At 41.7% G+C, this 25,381-nt stretch carries 23 protein-coding genes and 2 tRNA genes; 16 read left to right on the top strand and 9 right to left on the bottom strand.

Translation table 11 applies throughout. The features are described from left to right. The first annotated feature begins 326 nt into the window (after positions 1-326). Both M9189_RS02985 and M9189_RS02980 read left to right on the top strand, forming a co-directional pair. The gene (locus M9189_RS02985) at positions 327-1,292 is read left to right on the top strand and encodes a DNA-methyltransferase (protein ID WP_250724458.1); all 966 of its coding nucleotides are present in this window, start codon (positions 327-329) and stop codon (positions 1,290-1,292) included. After that, on the top strand, positions 1,292-1,906 hold the full coding sequence (locus M9189_RS02980) for a BglII/BstYI family type II restriction endonuclease (protein WP_250724457.1): 615 nt from the start codon (positions 1,292-1,294) through the stop codon (positions 1,904-1,906). The genes M9189_RS02985 and M9189_RS02980 overlap by 1 nt, the downstream gene beginning before the upstream one ends. Positions 1,907-1,967: 61 nt before the next feature. Here the strand turns inward: M9189_RS02980 and ltrA are convergent, their stop codons facing one another. Continuing rightward, positions 1,968-3,338: a group II intron reverse transcriptase/maturase gene (ltrA, locus tag M9189_RS02975; RefSeq protein ID WP_250724456.1), complete on the bottom strand. Its 1,371-nt coding sequence runs from the start codon at positions 3,336-3,338 to the stop codon at positions 1,968-1,970. Positions 3,339-4,215: 877 nt separating this feature from the next. On the opposite strand from ltrA, the gene M9189_RS02970 reads away from it, so the two are divergent. From M9189_RS02970 to istB, 4 genes are all read left to right on the top strand, one after another. Beyond that, positions 4,216-4,524, top strand: coding sequence for a helix-turn-helix domain-containing protein (locus M9189_RS02970; protein WP_250724455.1), 309 nt, complete (start codon positions 4,216-4,218; stop codon positions 4,522-4,524). 2 nt (positions 4,525-4,526) lie between these two features. Continuing rightward, positions 4,527-5,894 (top strand): DNA cytosine methyltransferase, encoded by a 1,368-nt coding sequence (locus M9189_RS02965; protein WP_250724454.1) that lies wholly within the window; start codon positions 4,527-4,529, stop codon positions 5,892-5,894. Positions 5,895-5,897: 3 nt separating this feature from the next. Further along, a complete protein-coding gene (locus M9189_RS02960; RefSeq protein ID WP_250724453.1) occupies positions 5,898-6,956 on the top strand; it encodes a hypothetical protein in 1,059 nt (352 codons plus the stop codon). A gap of 477 nt (positions 6,957-7,433) precedes the next feature. After that, the gene (istB, locus tag M9189_RS02955; RefSeq protein ID WP_250724452.1) at positions 7,434-8,858 is read left to right on the top strand and encodes an IS21-like element helper ATPase IstB; all 1,425 of its coding nucleotides are present in this window, start codon (positions 7,434-7,436) and stop codon (positions 8,856-8,858) included. Positions 8,859-9,022: 164 nt separating this feature from the next. Here the strand turns inward: istB and M9189_RS02950 are convergent, their stop codons facing one another. The 5 genes from M9189_RS02950 to M9189_RS02930 form a co-directional block, all read right to left on the bottom strand. Continuing rightward, entirely contained in the window at positions 9,023-9,868 is an 846-nt protein-coding gene (locus tag M9189_RS02950) for an MBL fold metallo-hydrolase (RefSeq protein ID WP_250724451.1), read from the bottom strand. Then, complete coding sequence (locus M9189_RS02945) at positions 9,865-10,056, bottom strand: DUF5320 domain-containing protein (RefSeq protein WP_250724450.1); 192 nt, start codon at positions 10,054-10,056, stop codon at positions 9,865-9,867. The genes M9189_RS02950 and M9189_RS02945 overlap by 4 nt, the downstream gene beginning before the upstream one ends. An 84-nt stretch (positions 10,057-10,140) precedes the next feature. After that, the gene (locus tag M9189_RS02940) at positions 10,141-10,533 is read right to left on the bottom strand and encodes a NifB/NifX family molybdenum-iron cluster-binding protein (protein WP_250724449.1); all 393 of its coding nucleotides are present in this window, start codon (positions 10,531-10,533) and stop codon (positions 10,141-10,143) included. A gap of 6 nt (positions 10,534-10,539) precedes the next feature. Further along, positions 10,540-10,851 carry a NifB/NifX family molybdenum-iron cluster-binding protein gene (locus tag M9189_RS02935; RefSeq protein WP_250724448.1) on the bottom strand — a complete coding sequence of 104 codons (312 nt, stop codon included), beginning with the start codon at positions 10,849-10,851 and terminating at the stop codon, positions 10,540-10,542. A gap of 4 nt (positions 10,852-10,855) precedes the next feature. After that, entirely contained in the window at positions 10,856-11,251 is a 396-nt protein-coding gene (locus M9189_RS02930) for a DUF134 domain-containing protein (protein WP_250724447.1), read from the bottom strand. Positions 11,252-11,361: 110 nt separating this feature from the next. Between M9189_RS02930 and M9189_RS02925 the strand changes: the two genes are divergently transcribed. From M9189_RS02925 to M9189_RS02915, 3 genes are all read left to right on the top strand, one after another. Further along, positions 11,362-11,664, top strand: coding sequence for an acyl-CoA thioesterase (locus tag M9189_RS02925; protein ID WP_250724446.1), 303 nt, complete (start codon positions 11,362-11,364; stop codon positions 11,662-11,664). Positions 11,665-11,691: 27 nt separating this feature from the next. Continuing rightward, positions 11,692-12,795, top strand: a complete 1,104-nt coding sequence (locus tag M9189_RS02920; RefSeq protein WP_250724445.1) for a glycoside hydrolase family 43 protein — start codon at positions 11,692-11,694, stop codon at positions 12,793-12,795. Positions 12,796-12,912: 117 nt separating this feature from the next. Continuing rightward, on the top strand, positions 12,913-13,326 hold the full coding sequence (locus tag M9189_RS02915; protein ID WP_250724444.1) for a hypothetical protein: 414 nt from the start codon (positions 12,913-12,915) through the stop codon (positions 13,324-13,326). A 45-nt stretch (positions 13,327-13,371) separates the two neighbouring features. Here M9189_RS02915 and M9189_RS02910 read toward each other — a convergent pair. Continuing rightward, positions 13,372-13,444: transfer RNA gene (locus M9189_RS02910), tRNA-Lys, on the bottom strand. A 289-nt stretch (positions 13,445-13,733) separates the two neighbouring features. Here M9189_RS02910 and M9189_RS02905 point away from each other — a divergent pair. The 4 genes from M9189_RS02905 to M9189_RS02890 all read left to right on the top strand — a co-directional run bounded on the left by M9189_RS02905 (position 13,734) and on the right by M9189_RS02890 (position 22,045). Then, positions 13,734-13,806 (top strand) — tRNA-Lys (locus M9189_RS02905). Between the two features lie 259 nt (positions 13,807-14,065). Continuing rightward, positions 14,066-15,922 carry an outer membrane protein assembly factor BamA gene (bamA, locus tag M9189_RS02900; RefSeq protein ID WP_250724443.1) on the top strand — a complete coding sequence of 619 codons (1,857 nt, stop codon included), beginning with the start codon at positions 14,066-14,068 and terminating at the stop codon, positions 15,920-15,922. 1 nt (position 15,923) lies between these two features. Then, positions 15,924-19,844 (top strand): translocation/assembly module TamB domain-containing protein, encoded by a 3,921-nt coding sequence (locus M9189_RS02895; RefSeq protein WP_250724442.1) that lies wholly within the window; start codon positions 15,924-15,926, stop codon positions 19,842-19,844. Beyond that, positions 19,841-22,045: a tetratricopeptide repeat protein gene (locus tag M9189_RS02890; protein WP_250724441.1), complete on the top strand. Its 2,205-nt coding sequence runs from the start codon at positions 19,841-19,843 to the stop codon at positions 22,043-22,045. The genes M9189_RS02895 and M9189_RS02890 overlap by 4 nt, the downstream gene beginning before the upstream one ends. 106 nt (positions 22,046-22,151) lie before the next feature. On the opposite strand, the gene M9189_RS12885 is transcribed toward M9189_RS02890, so the two are convergent. Beyond that, the gene (locus tag M9189_RS12885) at positions 22,152-22,286 is read right to left on the bottom strand and encodes a hypothetical protein (RefSeq protein WP_256469251.1); all 135 of its coding nucleotides are present in this window, start codon (positions 22,284-22,286) and stop codon (positions 22,152-22,154) included. A 218-nt stretch (positions 22,287-22,504) separates the two neighbouring features. After that, on the bottom strand, positions 22,505-23,605 hold the full coding sequence (ychF, locus tag M9189_RS02885; RefSeq protein ID WP_250724440.1) for a redox-regulated ATPase YchF: 1,101 nt from the start codon (positions 23,603-23,605) through the stop codon (positions 22,505-22,507). Positions 23,606-23,668: 63 nt separating this feature from the next. Here ychF and M9189_RS02880 point away from each other — a divergent pair, with 63 nt between their 5' ends. The 3 genes from M9189_RS02880 to M9189_RS02870 all read left to right on the top strand — a co-directional run bounded on the left by M9189_RS02880 (position 23,669) and on the right by M9189_RS02870 (position 25,234). Next, positions 23,669-24,265, top strand: a complete 597-nt coding sequence (locus M9189_RS02880; RefSeq protein ID WP_250724439.1) for an RNA polymerase sigma factor — start codon at positions 23,669-23,671, stop codon at positions 24,263-24,265. A 67-nt stretch (positions 24,266-24,332) separates the two neighbouring features. Then, entirely contained in the window at positions 24,333-24,734 is a 402-nt protein-coding gene (locus M9189_RS02875; RefSeq protein ID WP_250724438.1) for a hypothetical protein, read from the top strand. A 20-nt stretch (positions 24,735-24,754) separates the two neighbouring features. Continuing rightward, a complete protein-coding gene (locus tag M9189_RS02870) occupies positions 24,755-25,234 on the top strand; it encodes a hypothetical protein (protein WP_250724437.1) in 480 nt (159 codons plus the stop codon). Positions 25,235-25,381: the final 147 nt, after the last annotated feature.

Below are 25,381 nucleotides of genomic sequence, written 5' to 3'. Positions count from 1 at the left end.
GTCGTGCTACGCACTTTTCCCACCTATTGCATATCATCGGGCTCGGGAATAACCGGGTTTTGGGATAGGGGTGTTTCAATGTAGGATAGTGCCATGCGAAGCGACTGCACACATCAACAGGATTAGTGCAATGAAACCCGGTTAGGATGCTGCTCTACCCTCTCTTTTGCTTCGCAAAACCGGGTTTCTCAGCACCAATCCCGAGCCCGTTACCGGCAAGGCTAAAAAACCGAACCGACAACAAAACCGTTGACAACTTCGGGACAATTTTGACGGACTTAAAACATTAAAAAAGTAACTTTGCTAAATAACTTAGGACAAAGAAAATGAGAGTAAAAGAGCCATTATTTGACTACATAAGCCCAGACACCGACTATGCTATAAAAAACGGTGACTGCTTATCCGTTCTCAAGAAAATTGAAGACGGCAAATTTGACCTCATTTTGACTTCACCACCATACAATGTGGGGAAATCTTATGAGACCAAGACAAGTATTGAAAAATACCTTGAAACACAGGAAGAAATCATTTCTGAACTCGTAAGGACACTTTCTGACAAGGGAAATCTTTGTTGGCAAGTTGGCAATTACGTTGACAAAGGAGAAATTTTCCCTCTTGACATATTTTACTACCAAATTTTCAAAAAGCACGGACTGAAACTTCGTAATCGTATTGTTTGGCATTTCGGACACGGACTTCACGCCAGCAACCGCTTTAGCGGACGTTATGAGACTTTACTTTGGTTTAGCAAAACAGACGACTATATTTTTAATCTGGACAATGTAAGAGTTCCTTCAAAGTATCCTGGCAAAAGACATTTCAAAGGTCCTAAAAAAGGACAACCATCTGGAAATCCACTTGGCAAAAATCCGAGTGATATTTGGGAAATAATCGAACAAGATTGGGACAAGGCAATGTGGGATATTCCGAATGTAAAATCAAATCATCCTGAAAAAACAGAACATCCTTGCCAGTTTCCTATTGAATTAGTTGAACGTTGCGTTTTGGCATTGACAGATGAAGGAAGTTGGGTGCTCGACCCATTTGCTGGTGTTGGCTCAACAGTAATTGGAGCAATTAAAAACAACCGCAACGGAATGGGAATTGAAAAAGAAAAAGAATATTGCAAAATCGCAAACAAAAGAATTGAAGACCTTAAAGAAGGGAAATTGAAAATAAGACCAATTAATAAACCAATCCACAAGCCGACAGGAAAAGATAAGGTTGCTCAAATACCAAAAGAATGGGCAGAACTTGCATTTGTAAACGGTAACGGAACAAACGGACACTAATGAAAATAGCACAAAAATATTCGCACCTGAACGGAGAAGAATACCTTATCGTTCACCACAATGACCTTTACAAAGAAATTAAACAAGTTATTGCAAGTATTGACGCTGACCAATTCAGAACGAAAATCAGCAAGGAAAAAAGGAAAATCGGAAACAGTCTTTTATCCCCAATAGACTTGAACGAAGCGTTTAATACAGAGTTCAACAAAAGAAAATGGGCAGAAAGCAGATACAACTATTACATTACTCTCAACCGAGAATTAATGGAAAAAAGTGTGCTAATGTCTGCAAAAGAGCAAAAGGAATTTCTGATTGCCAACGGAGAGAAAGAACCAATTTATAGCTACAACCAAACGGACTTTGTGAAGGACAAAATTGCTGTTGAAGTTCAATTTGGCAAATATGCTTTTGTTGCGTTTGACTTGTTTGTAAAACATATGCTATTCTACTCTGGTGGTGTTATCAACTTAGGAATTGAAATTCTGCCGACAAAGAAAATGCAATCACAAATGAGTAGTGGCGTGGCTTATTACGAAGGAGAAGTTTACAACGTAATGCGACAAGGACGAAATAGCCCACCAGTTCCATTACTAATTTTAGGCATAGAACCATAACGGACAGACAAGAAGCCCAGCCGGTAATCGAGTAGCCCGACCTGAGCCAAATGGCTCAGGTTTAGGCTCTCACACCACCGTACGTACGCGAGCAAGCTCCCAACTTGCACAAATGACACTCAGTCATTTTGTTTAGTTGCATATACGGCGGTTCGTACCTTGATGGGTTAAACGACAAATGAAGTTCCAGCATAGATATGTACCCGCGTCTCTTTAGCCTTGAAATAGTGATGGTTGTCCCTAAAATAGGACTTTGAGCGATTGCCCATCCCCCTTTGCGAGACCGACTAAATGCATAAGCATCGCCTTGGTCAGCGCCTAAACGAATAAGATTCTTTCTTTTCCGCTCGGGCTTCTTCCAATGATGCCAGATGCAATAGCGTAGTCGATTTCGTAGCCATCCATCCAGTTTCTTGAGTTTTCCTTTGATACTTGTTCCACGAAAGTAGTTTAACCATCCTCGTTGGACTTCGTTAATCTGTTGGATACGCTCATCAAAACTCTTCGGAGTAGTTTTTCGGGTGATGAATTTCAATCGCTGTTTCAACCGTTCCCACGCCTTCTTTCCTACTACCAATTGGTATTTACCTTTATCTCCCTTCTTGTAAGTTGATTCGAATCCGAATCCCAGCAGCTCAAATTGCACTGGTTTTCTAACGCCACTTTTCTCACGATTAATGGTGAGTTTAAGTTTGGTTTTCAAAAACTTCTCAATAGCTTTTAACGTGGCAGTTGCGTGGCTTTTATACTTGGTATAAATGCTGAAATCATCTGCGTAACGCACAAACCGAAGATTGCGTCGTGTCAGTTCTTTATCCAACTCATTGAGCAGGATATTTGCCAATAACGGACTTAAGGGAGAACCTTGTGGAACTCCTTTTCTTCGTTTGCGTAATTTGCCATTGATTTGGATTGGAGCTCGTAACCATTTGCGTATTAAACGCATAGTTATCGGGCATTTTACCTTTTGGTGAAGTAGGTTCAGAAGTAAGCAATGGTCTACTTCGTCAAAAAATGTCTTTAGGTCAATATCTACGATAAACGAGAACCCCTCGTGGATGTAATCCAGCGCTTTACCAACACCTTGGCGGGCGCTTTTGTTGGGTCTGAATCCGTAGCTATGAACACTAAAATCACTCTCATACTTTGGCATCAGAACTTGTGACACCGCTTGTTGCAACACTCTATCTGTTACTGTGGGTATTCCTAAAAGTCGTGTTTTACCATTTCCTTTGGGAATATCCACTCCAAGAATGGGTTGAGCAAGGTACTTCATCTCTCGTATGGAAGAATAAAGTTGTGCTTGCGCTTTCCGAAAACAATCGGTCAGCTCGCACACCTTTATTCCGTCCACGCCTGCACTGCCTTTATTTGCAATTACTTGCTTTAGGGCACACTGCACATTGTAAGGATGTAGTACTTGTTCAATCATTCTTATTCATTTGTTTTAACCTGTTCCGCTTTCCCAAGGCTACCTGTCAAAAGACACGTTCCGTTGTGAATTAAGAACCAAAATACGTTCAGTCCTTCCTTTGGTTGTGAGACCTCCACATATCTATTGTGGCTCGTATCTCCAAAGTACTATGACCTCTGCTGACTTCTCTGAATTGCTGAAAACGCAACATCAGAGACCTCCCTCGGTAAGGTAAATGTCCTTCCATCTAATCCTGCGGAATCTACATAACTGTACTTGTGGTGTTCGTTGGGCTTCGCAATGATGTGGTTACTCACCCATACAATTATGCCTCGTATTCCGTTCCTGTTCGTCAGTTCAGATTTTTGTAGTCTCGCTTACTTCACTGCATGGATCACTCCAAACCAGCTTGCGACTTACTAATGTTTCCTGGCGTTACCCAAGTACATAAGAGACTTGCACTCTCTGGACTTTCTCACACAATAAAATGTGAAAATTTGTTTATATTTACCATTCAAGGCACACACATCGTATATAAAACATTTGGCAGTCAGTGGGTTATCGAGAGTCTCAGCCCGTATCGAAAGTTCTTGTAACTTGACAGGAAAGTGCTTCGAAATGCCAAACGTTTCATATACGTGACCGTTGTGCACAAGCGAAGAAAACCAGACAGATAGACCAATTTATCGCTTACAGAAAGATACATCCACCACACACTCAGGCACATTTGGCCGCCCAACCCACAAGCGACCGCTTCGCAGCCAAAAGAGCCTTCGTTTTCCAACGCACACTCTAAACTCGTTAAGAAAATGTTAAAAAGTTCTGAATGCAACATCTTGATAAAACTTGAAACATATCTTATATTTGACAAATAGTGTCAAGACATATTGTTCAAATGGAAACTATTGGTCAGATAATTAGAAATAAAAGAGAAAGCCTTGGGTTACTTTTAAGACAAGTGGCTGCAAGTCTTGACATTGACCCTGCAATTTTAAGCAAGATTGAAAGGAATGAAAGAAGACCAAACAAAGAACTCATATTAAAGCTATCTGAAACATTAGATATTGACAAGGAGGAACTTCTTGCTCAATACATTAGTGATAAGATTGCGTACGATATTGCGGATGAAAATTGCGCTGACAGAGTTCTTAAACTTGCAGAAAAAAAAGTTCAATACTTAAAAACCCATTCGGTTAGCAATTAACTATGAGAACCAATAAAGAAATACTTGAAGTTGATGTAGCGGAAGAACCGCAACTAGGAATTAAGTTTTCGACCAAACCTGATAAAGTTAAAGGATTAAACGGGAAGGGAAAGGTTGAAACATTAAATATTCTTTCTCTGTTCTCTGGTTGTGGTGGAATGGATTTAGGGTTTGAAGGTGGATTTTCTGTTCTTGCCTCATCAATTAATGAAAAACTTACACCTCATTTTATTGACAAATATCTTGACAACGGTTTTATTCAGCTAAAAAAAACTAGGTTTAAGACTGTTTTTGCTAATGACATTCTTCCTGATGCAAGAAATGCTTGGATAAACTACTTCTCCAAAAGAGGTCACAACCCAGATTCTTTTCATACTGACAGCATCGTTGATTTAGTAAAACTCCATAAACTTGGTGTAGATATTTTTCCTGATAATGTTGATATCGTCACGGGAGGATTTCCTTGTCAGGATTTTAGCGTTGCAGGGAAAAGAAACGGCTTTAACTCGCACAAAAATCATAAAGGAGAAATTATTAAGGATAATGAAGCTTCTATCGAAACAAGAGGTCAACTTTATATGTGGATGAAGGAGGTAATAGAAATCACAAAACCAAAGATTTTTATTGCCGAAAATGTTAAAGGGCTTGTAAATCTTTCAAATGTAAAAGAAATAATTCAAAACGATTTTTCGAGTGCTGGAGAAAATGGTTACATTGTTTTAGAACCTCAGGTTCTTCATGCCGCAAACTTTGGAGTTCCTCAATCAAGAGAAAGGGTAATTTTTATTGGAATTAGGAAATCTGCACTATCAAACAAAGCGTTAGTGGAACTATCGAAAAAGAATATTTCGGAAATTTACAATCCTTACCCAAATCCAACTCACGCATACACAGTTGAAGGCATCGGATTAAAACGTCACGTAACGCTGAATGATGTTTTTAAAAATTTGGTAGAACCAGAACAATCTGAAGACCTTTCGCAAAAGTATTTTTCGAAAGCCAAGTATATGGGTTCTCATTGTCAAGGTCAAACTGAAATCAAACTAAATACTATCGGCCCAACTATTAGAGCCGAACATCACGGGAATATTGAGTTTAGAAGACTATCCGCTGAAAACGGAGGCAAAATTGATGAAGAGTTGAAAAAGGGATTAAAAGAAAGGCGACTTACTGTTCGAGAATGCGCACTAATACAAACATTCCCTCCTGATTATGAATTTGTGATTGAAAAAAGTTATGGAAGAAAAGGTTCATTTTTAGTAAGTCCTTCTCAAGCATACAAAATTATTGGCAATGCAGTACCACCCCTACTTGCCTATAATTTAGCAAAACGAATTGAGGATATTTGGAATCTATATTTTAAAAAGTAAGCGATGATTATCTCAGCAAACCCAGAACCCAACAGAAAGGAATTCGACTTTCTACTAAACTCAACCATTGAAGAACTAAACAACCAAGCCAAGAAATCTGCCAAGTCAATTTCTGCACTTACAGGCAACAAGTTAGAGCCATTGGTTAAAGATGTTATGACAGATTTAGCAGTTGGTTCGCCCTTTGAAAATTCTATTGAACTTATTGGAGGTCAGAGATTCCCTGATATTATTGCAAAAAAATATTACGGTGTTGAAGTTAAAACAACTACGCAAAACCATTGGAAAACAACTGGAAATAGTGTTCTTGAAACAACACGAGTTGATGATGTTGAAAGAATCTTTATGCTCTTCGCAAAACTAGCAAGTCCAATAGAATTCAGGTGTCGTCCATATGAAGAATGTTTATCTGAAGTGGTTGTTACTCACTCGCCACGCTACCTGATAGACATGAACCTTGAAAAAGGAAAAACTATTTTTGACAAAATAAAAGCACCTTACGACACATTAAGGAAAAACAAAAATCCGATAAAGCCAATAGTTGAATACTATAAGAGCAAACTTAAACCAGGGGAAGATTTATGGTGGATTGACCAAGAAAATGCAAAATCAAGTAACTTAGTTATTAAAGTCTGGAACAACCTATCGATTATTGAAAAACAGGACATTAAGAACAAAGCAATGGTTTACTTTCCTGAACTATTTAGCAATCGCAGTGATAAATTTGGGAGGTTTTCTATTTGGCTAGTCACAAGTGAAGCTATTGTTTGCCCAAATATTCGCGATTTGTTTACAGCAACGGGAAAAGGGCAAATTATGATTGGGGAAATTGTTTACAATAGTGTTCCTAGAGTATTGGTAAACTTATTTAAAAACTTTGACTCGATTATTGAAACGTTAGCACTTACTTCTCCGTCTGAATTATCTGAGTATTGGGGTATAAAAACAACAGAAAACGAAAAAGTGACTGACTGGATAAAACTAGTTGATGAAAATTCAAAAAAGATTTCAGATGCAAAACATTTGAATATTAAAGAAATGCTCAACAAAAAGTTAAAGTAAGTTCTACAGCACAGCCACACACATTGCCAAGTCGCATTTGCCGCCCCACAATCCTAAACTTGGCAAAGAGTGTGTCTTTTCCAAACGCACCGAATAAAGACATTAAAACGACGAAGAATTTAACGCCAGTGCACAACAGCGTGTTTATTTTATTTGGGCTGATAATGAATTTGGAAAGTTTTTCGCTTTTTGGTAGCTTTATAACGGGTTGACAAGGAAAAGTTCCAAACCCCCTGGATAATCCTGAGCATGTTGACCCCCTAGTTCCGGAGAAAAACCGAGTAAAATAAATACAGTGTTTTTCTGTCATTCCGGCAGATGCTGACCCCCAATATTAAAGATTGCAAAATCACGTTGGGCAATCATCGTCTTCGGCGACCACCAAATTCCGGAGCATGTTGACCCCCTTTATGATAATCATATCAAATTCACTGGTTTTGGTTTCCTTAGTGGAACTATCCACTAAAAAGTCTTGTGATGGCAGGAAAAACCAGACCAATGAGTCAGATAAAACAGTTACTTCGGCTACACCAACAAGGTAAAGCAAAGAAAGAGATTGCTCGCATTCTGGGCATTAGCAAGAATACTGTGAAGTCTTATCTTCATAAGTATGGATCATCAGGATATAATATCGATGATTTGCTAGAGTTTGACGATCCTGTTCTTGAGAGCAAATTTCTTCTGGGTAATCCTTCATATAAGGAACATCGCTACGAGTTTCTAAAAAAGCAGATGGATTATTATGTCCAAGAGCTTAAGCGCAATGGGGTAACCAGGCTAATCCTTTGGGAAGAATACAAAGAATCCAACCCTAACGGTTACAGCTTCTCACAGTTTTGTTATCATCTGCATCAGCATCAAAAGGCATCCAAACCTACTGCCGTATTACATCATGAACCTTCAGACAAGCTCTTCATTGATTTTGCTGGTAAGCAGCTATCATATGTCGATATACAAACCGGAGAGATTATTAAGTGTCAGGTTTTTGTAGCATGCCTTCCATACTCCGATTATGCCTTTGCAATGGCTGTAAAAACGCAAGGAGTTGAGGATTTTATTTATGCCATATCTTGCTGCCTGTCCTATCTTGGAGGAGTTCCAAGAGCCATTGTCCCTGACAACTTAAAGTCAGCTGTAATAAAGTCAGATCGCTATGAACCGGAACTCAATGTGGCACTTGATGACTTGGCTAATCACTATGGAACAACCATTGTTCCGGCAAGGGTAAGAAGTCCCAAAGACAAGGCTCTGCTTGAAACACGAAAACATCATGAACTAAGCCTATCTGAAGGACTAAAACTTTTATTACAGAATGAGTATCAAAGTCGTAAGAACAATCGGTTCGAACGACTTAAAAAGAATGCGGGCTTCCGCTATCAAGCAACAATAGAAGAAATTTACATTGATGCTGCCCGAGGGGTAGATAAAGAAATGTTAGCAACGCTTGCCACTGGAGCATACATGGAAAATGGCGAGTCTGTTTTAATCACAGGGGCTTCGGGTTGTGGGAAAAGCTTCCTTGCGTCGGCCTTAGGACAACAAGCTTGTATGCAGGGTAAAAAGGTAGCTTACTACAACTTACAGAAGCTGCTGATGAGAACAAAAATGGCCAGACTTGAAGGCTCTATCCATAAGATGTTTACAAAGTTATCCAAAACAGATTTACTTATTATAGATGACTTTGGACTAACCAGATTAGACCAACAGCAACGTATGGATATCATGGAAATTATAGAAGACAGACATGCTCGAAACTCCTTGATTATTACCAGTCAACTTCCAGTAGTTAACTGGTATGATATCATTGGAGATGATACAATAGCAGATGCTATCCTGGACCGATTAGTTCATACTGCATATCGTATCGAGCTCAATGGAGAAAGTTTAAGAAAAAAACGGTAATATTGTCAGTCTATCACGTTCTTTGAACCTCTACCAGTGAGGGGTCAGTATCACCGGAATGAGGGGTCAATATCACCGGAATATCCAGTTATCAAAAGAGCTTGCATTAATTACAGAATCTCAATATATGGATTCTTTATCTGATACTGTGAAGAGATCCATTTCTAAAATGATAAGTAAGTGCCACTATGAAAAGACTTAAAATTAACACCTAAGATTTTCGATAACTGGCTTTGTACATTTATTCCAGTGCAATGACCAGTGATTAATTGCATATTGGGATAACTACTAACAATTGTTTTGCCGATTTCGTTAATCTCTGATTCAGTTTCAAACTTATTAATTGCATCGCTGTCAATTAAATGAGTTCCACCGATACAGGCTATGATTTGAGGTTGGTTAAAGTAAATAGAGCAAGCTTCGAGGATATTCAAAACACCATTATGGGAACAACCCGAAAAGACAACAATACCCTCAGCCGTATTCACGGCTAAAGCAACTTCATGTTTAAATCCGTCCGGCTGCTCGCCATCCGAATCTACAATGAACAGCTTATTGTTTGCTTTAGGCGTTGTATAGATTATGGGGATTTCACAAACTAAACCGACATTTGTACTAATTCTCATATTACCATCGGCAACGATAAACCGATTGATATGCTGGTTCACAACTGAATGATTTATACTAATATCTCGTTTTGCTTGTAGTCGGTAAGAGTAGAATGTTTTACCCAATATTTGTGCTGATATGATAATTTGCGCCTTCTTATTCACTTTAATAAATTGTTCCAATCCGCCTGTGTGGTCAAAATGCCCGTGTGATAAAACAAGAAAATCAACATCCTCAACATTGATCCCCATACTTACAGCATTGGTGTAAAATTGTGCTGAACCCCCAACATCAACAAGCCATTTGAAGCCATCAGCTTCAAAGTAAATACTTAATCCGTGTTCGGTAAGGAGATCTTGCGAAGGGTGCGGATTATTGTCTATTATTACGGCAACTCTCATTTTAAACTTTTTGTCTGACTATATTTCAACCGTTTCCCAAGTCCATTACTGCCGTCCATTTTTCTACGTTTGCCCATGCCCTTGCCTAATAACGATTCATCATTTGGCTCTTTGCCTGTGCAAAATCCTAACTTCCTCCCAGTCATCGGACCTTTTCCTTCCGGACCTTTATGGTTCATTTGTGTCATAACAAAATATTTATTCGGTTTGTGAAATTGAATTTATTTTTTCCATCTGGTAATGTTTATTTACATGGCCTTTTACAACAAGTGTCAAAACTGGGGTGACCGATTATGATTACAAACGTGTCCTTCGCCATGTTCTTCGTGATGATGACAACCTTCGCCCGAATCCTCAATATTACCTTTCAAAAAGGTTTCTACCAGTTGGTTAACATCGCCGGAGCAACCACGCAATACTTGTATACCATGGTTTTGAAGTATATTCAATGCACCACTGCCCATGTTTCCGGCAAGCATGACGCTCACGCCTCTTTCTTTTAAAATTGCTGCAATATTGCTTTTGCAACCACAACCCTGCGGTGAAGGTAGCATTTCAGCTTTTTCAATATTGTTGTTTGCGTCAACAGTAAAAACCGTGTACGCTTCGCAATGACCAAAATGGTCGTCAACGACTTTGTTTCTTGTAGGTACTGCTACTTTCATAACACATTATTTTATCTGATTAATAATTTCTTCTATTGTTTTTGCTTTTTCAGGCACAATCATTTGAATTTTATTTGCCCTGAATGCCTCCACTACTTTTGAACCAAAACGCCCAGCAATCGCAATGTTTATACCTGTGCCCGACATAAAATCAACAGCCTCACAACCTGCTTTTTCTATGTGATGACGGAATGTATTTTCTACAAACTCAATTTGCTTTGTATCGGTATCAAAAAAACAATACCAGTCGCATCGCCCGAAATGAGGGTCAACTTGTGATTTAACATGGTTTTCGCTTGCTGCTATGGCTATTTTCATGGTGCTATTTGTTTTCGGTTATTATATAATTTTTACACAGAGGACAAACCTTGGGCGAATTCTCAACCAAAGTGAATGTAATTTTGCAATGTTCGCATTTATACCAACTTGCAATTTCCACGTTCCCACCCTCGAAACGAATAGGACTACCTTCAATAAACGCTTTAGCAATTTTCCGGCGTACGCTTTCATAAATCCTCGTAAATGTTGGTCGTGATACATTCATCATTTTGGCAGCCTCGGCTTGTGTGAGCAATTCGTAATCACACAGGTTTAACGCTTCGTATTCCTCGAAATTGATATGTACCTCTTTCCCATTTCTATTTTGTATTCCTTGGGGTATAAAACCACCAAAATCAGGAGCCATTTGTATTAACCTGTTCTTTTTTGTTCGTGCCATCAAATCGAATTTTGATGTAAATATAATGAACATTTGTTCATAATTAAAAACTTTATTTGAACATATGTTCAAATAAAATTATATTTTTGTTCCCAAAACTCTAATTAATTATGGAAAAACATATCCAATTAAGCGAAACACGCCAGTTTAAGGCAATATTTCCCAACTCGCTTAATGCCAACGAAACTCTTTTTGGCGGTCAGGCAATGCAATGGATGGATGAAGTGGCATATATTACAGCAACACGTTTTACACGCCAAAGAATGTTTACAGTAAACACTGAAAATATCAAGTTCCTAAAAGCTGTCAATCCCGATTCCATTGTTGAAGTGGTGGGTCGTATTGAAAAAGCTAAGCTGGTAAAACTGAATTTGAGAGTGTTACGTCTCAGATCGAAAGATTGGAACCATTAGGATATAATTGAAACAAACTCTAATAAAATGAAATACATAAATCTATTTCTTCTCATTGGTTTTATAAATGTAGCGGCTGTTTACAGCTCATTTGCTCAGGAGAATAAATTGGAGCAAACTCCAGGTATTAAAATTGTGCCAAAACTGGAGAAAAGCATGAAACCCAAAAAATTCGACGAGAAAGACCTTGCCGGGTACCTGTTTGTATATTTTAAAGATCAAGATCAATCGGCCTATATGGCTATAAGTGCTGATGGATATACTTTTACCGATATAAATAAGGGACAGCCAATTTTTATTGGATCGGAACTGGCAGAACAAAAAGGAGTACGCGACCCACACATTACCCGTGGCCCTGATGGCGCTTTCTACCTGGCAATGACCGATCTTCATATTTTTGGCAAACGTGCCGGATTCAGAGATACCGACTGGCAACGCCCTATCGACAAATATGGCTGGGGTAACAATCGTGCACTGGTATTAATGAAATCATACGACCTAATACATTGGACACATTCCAATTTTCGCGTTGACCTTGCTTTTCCGGAGCTCGGCGATATTGATTGCTCCTGGGCACCCGAAACGGTATACGATCCTACTGCCAAAAAGATGATGATCTATTTTACTATCCGTTACAACAATAAAGAATGCCACATGTACTATTCGTACACAAATGACGATTTCACGAAACTCGAAACTACACCCACACGCATAACAGAGATTGGTGGATTAGATGGCGATATTACCAAGGTTGGTGATGAATACCATATGTTTTATGTATCGGATGCTAGAATTTTACATTCTGTCTCCGATAAAATTAATGAAGGTTACCAGCCAGGAAATCATAGGATAGATCCTGAAAGTGTTAATACAGAAGCCCCTAACCTCTTCAAGCGGCTTGGAACAAACAATTACGTGCTTATGTATGATGTGTACGGTCTTCGTCCAAGTAATATGGGATTCAGCGAAACTGCCGACTTTATTAATTACACCAATTTGGGGCATTTTAACGAAGGAGTGATGAAAACTACCAATTTCAGCAGTCCTAAACATGGCGCAGTTACCTACCTTACAAAAGAGGAATTAAAAGCAATTGCTGAATACTGGAAAGTGGACATAAAGCTGGATTAAGTAGCCAAGCTTATCTCGCTATTGCCGGGTAGCAAATGGATCATACGATAATCAGGTAATACCTTACAAATACATGCCAGGAACATAAAAATAGAACTGTATGGAAATCATAATTATATGTTTGGCGGCATTTTTCACTGCTGTTTTAACGTTCTTTTCGGGCTTTGGGCTGGGAACTATTCTAACCCCTGTTTTCGCCATATTTTACCAACGTTGTTGCAATACGAACTTTGGGGAAGGTCATTTGAAATCACTCCTGTGAAACTAGTCATCGCATTACTTTTAATTACCTTTTCGATACTTGAAATTTCCCCGTCGTTCCAAAAAGTCCAGTTTGGCAAAGAAAATTTGACACTCTTAATTTCGGCGACAATTGCAGCAATTGCAGGGGCATATTTCGGCAAAAGGCTTCTTAAAAAAAGTAACCTTGAGGAGCATCCAACTAATAGTTGCGGTAATGCTCATCTTAATTTCTCTGGCCTTAGGTTTTGGTGTAGTTTAAAGAGCTACAAATACGGCAAAAGCCTGTAAATCAGACGATTTACAGGCTTTCGTTGTCTTCTATACTTAAGTTTGTCGGTCTGCTGGGACTCGAACCCAGGACCCGCTGATTAAGAGTCAGCTGCTCTACCAACTGAGCTACAGACCGAATTTGACAGTGCAAAAGTATGAAAATTTAGGTATCCACAAATTATTGCCCTCTGTTTTTTTAGATTTTTAACGAAATATCTAAGACTGGCGGGCATTCCAGAAGTTGAAATAAAAAAATACACTTTTTTGACACACACCCCTCCCTATTTATTCCTATTAAACTCAAAGACTTATCCTCGTCCACATCCATTCAAACAGGACATATGAGTCATTTTTTTAATCGCATTAGTTGCAACTTTGGAAATAAGAACCTACTTTTGCAACGCGTTTCCAAAAAATGCGCTCCAGACTCAGTAGCTCAGCCGGTAGAGCACATCCCTTTTAAGGATGGGGTCCTGGGTTCGAATCCCAGCTGAGTCACCTCCTTTTAAAACAATTCCTTTTACATCTCACAGTAAATCAAAATCCACTACAGTAATATGCTGTAGCGGGGATTTTTCGTACTCCCTCTAAGCCAGTCCTGTTTGCTCTGAGCAACTGCTTGTGTTCACTTCTATATATGGTTATATATCTCCCGACCCAGAGGTTCCCGTTTGAGATCTTCACCTGAAACATTTACCGCAGCAAGGCTGTTACCCATAAGCTTTTTGCATATATTTGAGTAGACAAGACCATAGCTTTGAGAAGTTCAGCAACCGTTCATATAGTCTTAACCTTTTTGCTCTGTCTGATACCGACAGGCTGGCTCGTTGCTGCGCGCCCCTTTCATAATAGCGGGGAACAGCAAGTCCGAAAACTCAAGTTCACGGGTAATAAGGAGTTTTCCGACAAGGAACTGGCAGAGGCAATCTCATTATCGGGCAGCACCTGGCTAGGCAGGAAACTGCTGGGTCGTGAACTAACTTACTACTCCGCCGATGCATGGCAGATGAATGAACGGGAACTACTCCACTTTTACCGCTCGGAGGGCTTTCTCAACGCCAGTGTCGCTCCCCCGAAGATAAAGATCAGACGAAAAGGCAAGAAGGTTGACATCACGATTTCGGTCCTGGAGAATGACCCAATACTTGTCGACTCTGTCTTGTTCATCCCATCGGGTACAAACCCCGACACTACTGCTACCGGCTATCTAAGCGAAAAAAGGAAAGTCGTAACTGCTGCTCCCGGCAAAAGATTCAGAGATGAGGATGTATGGGAAGATCGTGACAAGCTCACTGGACTGCTGGTTGACAAAGGCTATGCCTATGCGGGGCTCGAGCCCCGCATATCGCTCGATACTGCCAGCCATTCGGCTTCTATTGAATGGCTTTCGGATGCCGGTCTTCTTAGCTATTTAGGACCTATCACAATCGAAGGGTTTAATCGTACTCCTGAAAGATTAATCAGAAAGCAGCTCAGCACCCATACTGGAGATCTCTACAGTCGTAGCCAACTCAACCGCAGTAGGCAACAGATCTACCAACTTGGTGGTTTCCGCATAGTATCTTTTCGTGCTCAACTTTCTGAAGACAAGAAGGATACCATCCCTATAAGTATTATACTAACTGAAGCACCACGCACCTCAACCCGTGCTGGTGTTGGCTACGGTCGCGAGGATAAATTCCGTGCCTTTGTAGAGTTCAGGATACTCAACTTCCCCGGTAGGTCCAGGCATCTTAGCCTGTATGCCAAGCATTCGGCTCTTGAACCCTACCGCTTTGATGCAACAATCACTCAGCCTGCAGTGTTCAGTCCCAACTCAACTCTTGAACTTGCATCCTCAGTGAGCAGGCAAAAGGAAGCGGGTTATGACCTGCTCACCTATGGGGCTACTCTGTCATTATTGCAAAGAATAGCCAACAATATCACCGGGGCTTTTAGCCTGTATTACGAACAGGTGGACCTGGACACCTCATCAGTGGCTATTTACAGCAAAGAAACTGACCTTGACGAGTACTACACCAAAGGGGGTGTCTCAACGGCTCTGATCTTTGACAACTCGGCGCCAAAATTTAACCCGGGCAACGGGTTTATCCTTGCACTCAACCTCAAAAGCAACAGTCTGATAATGCCAGGCACCTACCCTTTCTTCAAGTACCAGATTGAGGCAAAAAACTACACAACAATTGGCAGAGGCAGTTTTATACTGGCCTCAAGGCTTAAATACGGCCGCATTCATGCATTTTCAGATAATGGCCTGATCCCGGTCGAAGAGCGTTTCTTTGCCGGTGGTAGCCGCTCCATAAGAGGATGGGCAAGGCAACAACTAGGCCCCAGAGATGATAAAGAGACTCCTATAGGTGGAAATACTATTGTTGAAGCCAGTATTGAACCTCGAATCCCGTTAGTTGGTTCGCTAGGTATGGTGGTCTTTGCCGATGCCGGAAATGTATGGACCGGAGATGTTGGATTCTCATTCGCTGGTATTCGTTACTCAGCGGGTGCAGGCCTAAGGTTCAATACTCCTATCGGTCCGGTGGGTATCGACCTGGCGCGACCTATTATGGATACTGAAAAGAGCTGGCAGTTTCACTTTAACATAGGTCACGCATTCTGATATGAACAAACTGGTTAAAATACTGCTCTGGACTTGCCTCGGTCTCGTCACTCTGATAATTGCGGCTTTGCTCTTTACTCAAACCGGAGTGTTCAGGGAATTGGTACGCAAAAAAGCCCTGCAGGCAGTCAATGAACAGTTAAATGGCCAGGTATATATCGATGAACTTAAAGGTAATTTCTTCTCCCGGATCAGGCTTAACGGTATCGAGGTATTGCTGCCCGAAGGTGATACTCTCCTGAGGCTCGATGCCCTTGAGCTCAGATACTCCCTCCTCTCGCTAAGGCACAGGGAACTTAAAGTCAGATTGGCCTATATGGGTCAGCCATATGTCCATCTGACGCAGAATGCTGATGGCAAATGGAACTTTGAATCCCTAATACCAGAGAGTGACAAGGAGGAAGATAAAAGTCCCGCTCCCTTCCCATTCCGGCTGATCCTCGATAGCTTTGTCCTTGATGGGGGCAATCTGTTTATCAACTCATCCGACAGCCTTATTCCTGCTGCAATAAGGGATCTTAACATCGATATAGCCGGTCGCTACTCGAGTCGCGACCTAAGGATCAGACTCAACAATCTTTCTTTCGAAACCAGCAAACCGGATTTCAAACTGGTTTCCCTTAGCCTTCAACTAAATAGTGATTTCCAGACCTGGTCATTAAAGAACTTCAAATTCCGCAGTGCCCTCAACGAAATCACTGCTGAAGGCAGGTACCTATCCATTGGCGACTTCGATGCTGAAACACTTTGGCAGGGCATCAATACAGGGGAGTTTGCCTTTGTGCTTCCTGATATTGAACTGTCCTCACTGCCCGATCTCGCATTTGCTGCAAATGCCAGCAATGGCAATATGCAGTTCAGGCTCAGCCTGCAACAAAGAAATGAGAGCATCGAACTTGGCGGAAGGATAGACAATTTTGAGCATCTTACATCCGACTCCCTAAGATACACGGTGGCGCCCGACCTGGAGCTCAACTTCAGAAATTTCAGGATCAACAACTGGATAGTAACCGATACAATCCCGCTTATACTCAATTGCAAGCTCCATATTACAGGCAATGGCATAGATGAAAGAGCTGAGACGCTAAGGGTGATTGGCGATCCAGGCGGTACATCATGGGACAGCATAATGATTAGTTCGGGACATATTGACTTATATTACACAAACGGTATTGCCGGTGGAGAGTTCGACCTAGTCAGCAAGTTGGCTAATATCAGTGCTCTGGCCTCCGTCGATCTGAAGGACGAGAAGGGCCCCTTCTCAATCGATTTAAGTGCGGAAGTACCCAACCTTGGCAGCTTTGTTTCCGGCATCCTCGACAGCAGCTATGTCTGGCTGGAAGCAAAAGCTAAAGGCTTCGGCCTGACAGGTGGCAATCCCGAAATGGACTTCTCGGCTCTGGTTAGCAATTCACTAATAAATGGCACGGACATCGACAGTCTGTTTATCCGTGGTGAAATGGCTAATCACCTACTAAGGCTCGACACGCTCATACTCAAGAACAAATCCCTTAATGCAGCAGCAAGAGGCTCTTACCTCACCGACGATATCACAGCCAGCGACAGCACCACTGCCCTCTCATACCTAACATCCCTTAACGGAAAGGGTAGTCTATGGGCAGTCTTCAATGCCTCAATAAACAACCTGGAATCTTTCAAATCATATTACGACGGTGATGCCCGTTGGGAAAAACTTGAGATAACAACCGAAGTATCCGGCAGCGTGGACTCGCTGCTAATTGACCTTAATGCCATGCTCAGAGGCATGGCACTCGATACAATACTTGGTGTCGGCTCTCTTGACCTGAAGGCCTCGGGACTTATGGCCGGAGCTAGTCAGAGTGGCAAACTGGCTCTAGATGCCGGGAACATAACAGCAGGCTCATTTATTGCCGACTCACTTAGTCTGAAAGGCAACTGGCTCGATTCACTGCTAAGTGTTTCACTGGCCGGTTATCTGCCTGATAGTGTATCTTTGATGCTTGAAGCTGCTACGCGACCACTAAGCGAGCAGTCCGCCATAATCAGTTTGCTGGAACTAAACTCCGAATATGCAGACCTCTACCTTAACAATGGGGATGCGATTATCAACTACAGCGATTCTCTGATTTCAATAAGTAACTTCAGCCTGGCCGACAGAAAGGACAGCCTCTTTGCCCTGGTTGCCAATGCCGGGGTTGTTTTACCCGATTCACTGATGCTGAAGGCAGAGATCCGCAATTTCGACATGGCACTGCTGGGACGTCTGGGAACTGCCGGAGAACATCTCAAGGGCAGGGCCGGAATTACTCTTGACATCCGCGGCTCAAAAGACGATATTGTTATTGATGCAAAGGCAGATATGCAGAATCCGGTACTGGAGCCGCTTGCATTAGCCGGATTAAGGGCAATACTGCATTACGAGGATGGCCTGGCGCTAATGGATGCTGCTATTATTAACAGCCTGGGAGATTCACTGGTTCTAAAGGGTAAGACCCCGCTTAACATAACCTTCTCAGATAGTCTGACCATGCAATGGCCTGGAACTATGGATATGAGGCTAACCACAGCCAATAGCAGACTGAGTGGTTTCTTCCTTGAGATGCCGGGTTTTCAACAGCCCAAGGCTGTCCTAAACCTCGACTTGTCAATGGAAGGTAGTACTGAGTCCCCACTTGTCAAAGGCTGGGTAGCCGTAACTGACGGACTACTGCCTCTTCCTGCCTATGGGATCAACTATGAGGATATAAAGTTGAAGGCTTCAATAGACGGCAGGGATATCAGGATTGACACTTTGTCAGTCCACCATCTTAATGGCAGTCTCCTGGCCAAGGGTGTAATGCTTCTCGACTCACTGGGTATAGGAGGATCAATTAGTTCGGCAGACATAACGATGGTTGCTGACCAGTTTTATATCACCCGCCACCGGGACTTTGATATACAGGTTGATGCTGATATGTTTTTCAAAGATAGCCAAGGTCTACCATCCTTTGGCGGTAACCTGAGGGTGCTACGGTCCAACTTCAACCTGCCAGTGCTGATGAAGATGAGCGAAACAGAGGCTACCCTCAACGATCCGCTTTTAGTCCAGGCACTTAAGGAACAACAAGAGCACGACGTAGCTGAAATCGATGAAGACATCCCGGAAGCTGCACCTGAGGTAAAGAAAAGGGATCTGATGAAACTACTGACCGGAAAGCTAAATGTTGAGCTCCCGCGTAACACATGGATCAGATCCCCTGATATGCAGATGGAATTATATGGAAATCTGGACGTTGTAAAAAATAGTGATATATTTGAGTTATTCGGTTCGGCAGGGATACACCGCGGATATTACACATTATATGGTAAAAGGTTTGCTATTAAGGAAGGAGAACTGACCTTCAGCGGAGGTGAGGAATTCAATCCTCTGATTAACCTAAAAGCTGCCTATACGTTCAGAGATAAGAACAAGAATAAGAAGATCCTGACCCTTATCGTCGGTGGTTCCCTTAATGACCCGAATATTGCATTCGAACTTGACGGTAGTTCGATACCCGAGGCTGACGCAATGGCATATTTACTTTTTGGCCAGCCTTTTGATGAGTTAAGCTACAGTAATCAGGCAGGGGTAAGCAATGCAATACCTTCACGCCTCCTTACCGGACTGATCTCCTCGCAGCTCAGCAAGAGTATAGGATCAGCCTTAAGACTGGATATGATAGAGATAGACACGGGTGACAGTTGGCAGAACACCGGATTTATGGTTGGAAAGTATATCACCAACAACTTGTTTGTTACCTACCAACACCGTCTGGGAGATGACAGCAATGAATCGGTGTCACCGGAGACTATTACGCTTGAATATGAACTAAGCAGGTGGCTATTCCTTCGTCTGGTACAGGGTAGTTCAAAGGAATCAGGTGTAGACCTGATTTTCAAAATCGAAAAACAGGGAAAATGAATCATACATTAATACGCAAGAAGCAGGAAGACGTCAATAATCTCTTAAGTAGCAAGAGACTAAACGAAAGCATTTCCATGCTCAGGGAACTGGCCAGGGAGACTCAGAAGGGAGAACTTATAGATACCCTGTACAATATCGAAATGACTTACAAAAGTCTGCTTCGCTTTACTGTCGAAGGCTTCACTGATCCTGAACGACAAAAAATATACAATCATATCTTAGCTGATATTTTCGGTGTTGCTGATGAAATATTCATGCAACTATTTATCCGTTACGGACAAGGTGTCTTTTTTGATTTAATGCGCCAGCATGCCGGTATTGGCAGGGAGAGTCTTGAATCTATTTTGGTACAGTGCAGGACTGAAATGGACCGGACTGAACTTATGGAGAGCGTACCTGTACCCCATTCGGAAGTATTCAACTCGGCATTCAGGCAACTGTTTGAAATTACATTGACCCAAAAGGGATTGTATAAAGAAAATGAAGATATAATTATAAATTGCTTCAGGGAAAGCTCCCTCCCCTGGGCTCAGCAATGTGTCCTGGTAAGTGCTGTTACCATACACCTGTTGCATTTCTTCAATGAAGATGCAATGTTGTTGTTGTTCAGGCTCACCTCCCACTCAAATGCAGAGATCAGGCAAAGGGCACTTGTAGGTCTCTATCTTGTGTTGTTCAAATATGACAAACGAACCAGCCTTTACCCCGAGGTTACCCGTCAAATTCAGAAACTAAGACAAGGGAATGTTAAGCAGGAAGTACTTCGTGGGATCATTATCCAACTTCTGCGCACCCTCGATACGGAAAAGCTGGCCCGCAAACTGACTGACGAGATACTGCCCGAAGTGGCGAGGATACACCCCAACCTGCGCGATAGACTCGACCTCGACAATATTATCGAAGAAGGTTTCAAGGAAGGCAAAAACCCCGACTGGCAGGATATACTGTCAGAAAAGCCCGAACTTATGGACAAGCTGGAAGAGATGTCCCGCCTTCAGATGGAAGGGGCCGACCTTTTTATCTCAACTTTCAGAATGCTCAAGCATTTCCCCTTCTTCAACAGGTTGGAAAACTGGTTCATGCCCTTTGTATGGCCTAATCCAATTGTTGAGGATGTCCTGAAATATGAAACCGGCGCATTCCGCAACAGCGACCTCCTTGAAGGGATGGCTACATCAGGGATTATCTGCAACTCTGACAAGTATTCTTTTATATTTAGCATCCCACAGATGCCAGCTACTCAGAAGGAAATGATGGGACAAATGTTTATGTCCGAACTCAGTGCCCTAAAGGAAGTGGAGCAAAGCGACAGTCTTGTCGATACAGCTAAAAAAGAACTAACTATATCCAATCTTTATATTCAGGACCTGTACAGGTTCTTCAAACTGCTTCCGCAAAGAGGATCCTTCGAGGATCCCTTTGCATGGTCACTCGACTTCCATAATTGTGAGTTTGTACATCAGCTTCTGCCCGACGAGGACTTCTATATGAAGTTGGGAGAATACTTGTTTGACAAAGACCGCTTTCAGGAAGCATTGGAAGTATATGGGTTTTTATCCAGAAATACGACCCCCAATATGCAACTGCTCCAAAAGCAGGCATATTGCTGTCAGCAACTAGGCCGGTACGAACAGGCTCTCGAGCTGTACCTGCAGGCCCAGCTCTTCCAGCATGATCAGGTATGGAACCTTAAGAAAATAGCCCTTTGCTACCACTACCTAAAGAATCCGGAGAAAGCATTGGAGTACTACCTGGAAGCAGAAAAGGTACAGCCCGATAATCTGCACACCATGGTTAGTATCGGACACTGCCTGCTTGAATTGAAGAATTACGAGGAAGCCCTCAAATACTATTTCAAGGTGGAGTATCTGGACCCGGGCAATAAAAAGGTTGGACGCCCCATAGTATGGTGCGCACTTTCACTGGGTAAGTTTGACCAGGCCGAAAAATACTCTCAGAAAATTCTGGATGAAAACCCGACAAGGCACGACTATATGAATATGGGACATATCCATTGGTGCCGGGGTGACAGACAGGCTGCTCTGCATTACTACAAACAGAGTATTACATTTCAGGGTAACTCAATGGAAGCTTTTATTGAGTCGTTCAACAACGATATAGAATTGCTTAAGAAGCACAATGTGGACGAAGCAGATATTCCAATTATGCTGGATCAACTGAGGTATCACCTCAAGTAAAAGAGGCTGAATCTGACCTGCAAAACAGATACAACAAAAACTGAACAGTTCAATATGAATGTCCGCTACGGAATAAAGCCTGGGTTAGGGCTATCCTTATCTTATATCAGGCAAGCGTTATGCTGAATAAAAAGGTGCCGAAAGCTATGAGTATAAGCACTATAACTACCTCAACAACCGAATAAATGAAAATTTTCCTCTTTAGCTTTGTAATAACTTCGGTCTCTTTCTCTTCCATCATCAAAAACAATTTTGAATCAAAACTTTTGCCCCCATCTAAGGGAACCTTACTTAATCGTTTTAACATTTTTGCAAAGAAAATCAATAATTTGATATTATAACCCTCTCACCACTAAAAAAATTCTCAAAACAAACCATCATATCCCGACAGTTTATTACCCCACATAATAACAAATCACTCTCTGACACTAGCTTCTCCGAAGATTATCCTATTCTGGTCTATACGTTAAACCTAAAATGCATAATATCTCCGTCACACACTACATATTCTTTGCCTTCCACAGACATCTTACCGGCTTCCTTGCAAGCCTGTTCCGAACCATATTTCAGAAAATCATCATATTTGATTACTTCTGCGCGTATAAAACCCTTTTCAAAATCGGTGTGGATAACACCTGCAGCCTGGGGAGCCAAAGCTCCTTTGGGAAAGGTCCACGCTCTTACTTCCTTCTCACCAGCAGTAAAGTAGGTCTGAAGATCCAACAACCTGTATGCTGATTTGATGAGTTTTGCAACTCCAGACTCTTTCAGTCCCAAATCTTCGAGAAACATCTGTCTCTCTTCATAGCTCTCCAGTTCTGCAATCTCAGCCTCAGTCCTTGCTGCAATCATAAGTACCTCTGCATTCTCGTCTGCAACAGCCTTTCTAAGTGCTTCAACATGTTTGTTGCCTGTAAGTATGGATGCCTCATCAACATTACAGACATACATTACCGGTTTTGAAGTCAACAAAAAAAGTCCTCTGGCAACCTTCTCCTCTGCATCAGTCAACTCAACAGTTCTGGCCGATTTGCCGGCCAGAAGAGCCTCTTTGAACTTCAGAAGTACTTCATACAACTTCTTTGAATCAGGATCCTTGGAAGCAACTGCAGTTTTCTCTACCTTGGGTAGTCTGGCTTCTACGGTTTCCAGGTCCTTTAGTTGCAACTCTATATCAATAACTTCCTTGTCGCGAACCGGATCAACCGAACCGTCAACGTGGGTGATATTATCGTCTTCAAAACATCTCAGAACATGGATGATAGCATCTGTTTCACGGATGTTGGCCAGAAACTTGTTGCCCAATCCTTCACCCTTGCTGGCTCCTTTTACCAAACCCGCAATATCTACAATCTCCACTGTAGTGGGAACTACCCTCTGGGGCTTCACAAGTCTCTCTAGTTCTGTAAGCCTATCATCAGGCACGGTTATTACCCCTATATTGGGCTCAATAGTACAAAAGGGGAAATTAGCCGATTGCGCCTTTGCATTCGACAGACAATTAAACAAGGTAGACTTACCTACATTGGGCAATCCTACTATACCACACTTCAACGCCATGCTTTGTAATAATGTATTTTAGTTAGCTCGAAATTTCAGCCTGCAAAGGTAATTCATTTTCTCATGCTTTTGATACTTTTTTGTACCTTCGTCGTTCCTAATTATTTAGTAATGCATCCGGATGACAGGGAAATATTGGCTATGATTAATACCAGGCAGCATGAAGCTGCCTTTTCCTGCATCGTAAAGAAGTATAAGCAAAGGCTTTATTGGCACCTACGCAAGATGGTTATTATCCACGAAGATGCAGATGACCTGTTACAAAATAGCTTTATAAAGGTCTGGCAAAACCTCGATAAGTTCCGTGGAGACTCTTCGCTTTATACCTGGCTGTACCGCATAGCAACAAATGAAGCTCTCAACTTCCTCAATAAGAAAAGAGCAGAACTCATGGATTCACCTGAAGATCTTGAGTCTGTCCTTTCCGGTCATTTATCAGGTGATCCATTGTTTACCGGTGACGAGATTGAAGCACGCTTGCAAAAGAGCGTGCTGACCCTGCCTGACAAACAACGCCTGGTTTTCAATATGAAGTATTATGACAACATGAAATATGAAGAAATGGCTGAAATTCTCAACACTTCAGTTGGGGCTCTCAAGGCCTCCTATTTCCACGCTGTCAGGAAGATTGAAGCATTAATTGAGCAGGAACTATTTTAAGAATTAAACTTTTAATATTCAGTACTGTCTAAGCATTATAACCCAATAAGAGCTGACAATGACAAAAATGAAAAAGACAGATCAAGATAAGCTATTTGCAGTTCCTGAAGGCTATTTCGACAGCTTTGAGGACAGGCTTATGACACGGGTTAAAAGTTCAGGCCCTGTACGAAAAAGCCTGATCAGTAAGCCCATGTTGAATTCATGGATTGGTCTTGCAGCGGCGTTCCTAATTGTTGCACTTGTGTACAATTTCCTGCCCAGGAAATTATTCATTAAAGAAACACAAAACGAAGTAGATGTAGCTATGATTATCGAACAATCGGCTGTCGATTGGTTTCATGAATACGAACTTATAGAATACCTGACCAGTGAAACTGATGCAAATATTGAGCTTTATCCCGATAGTCTGTTTTTCAGGGATATTGATGAGGATGACCTTATGCTGCTCAGCTTCATGCATTTTTAGTAACTACAACACACTGACCTATGAAAAAGATCTTAGTAACGCTCCTATCCTGCTTTATTGCAATTGCCGCAATAGCACAGGACGGACGTAGCAAAAACGAAAAGATTGAGCACCTCAAAGCTCAGAAAATAGCATTCCTGACTGAGAAGATAGGCTTATCGGCTGCTGAAGCTCAAAGGTTCTGGCCGGTATACAACGAATTCGAAGGTAAAAGAGACAGCTTGCAGTTCCTGCGTGAAAAGGCCAGAATTGAACTTAAGCAGGGTATGACCAAACTGTCGGACGAGGAAAAAACAGTCCTACTAGATAGACAGATGTCTCTAAAATGGGAACAAGAAAGGCTTGAGAGGATCTATCACAAGGAGTTTAAGAAGATACTCGAGATTGACAAGGTTATCAACCTGTATATTGCCGAACACGAGTTCAGGATGAGGCTGATAAGGCAAATCAAGGACGTCAAAGCAGACATATCAGAAGAAAATAAAAAGCCGGTATCCTAATACCGGCTTATTTTATTCCTCAATCAGCACTTTCCCACCTTCGTTACTGTCAAATTCTCTATTAGTGGGCCTTGCTCTTTATCCGGAGTAACACACTAGCATCCCCAAAACCTGGAGGATTTAGCCGCCTCCCTGCATTGCGATGCT

The organism is Xiashengella succiniciproducens (genome assembly GCF_023674465.1).
GTDB lineage: Bacteria > Bacteroidota > Bacteroidia > Bacteroidales > Marinilabiliaceae > Geofilum > Geofilum succiniciproducens.
This window is presented reverse-complemented; position numbering and strand designations above follow the sequence as displayed.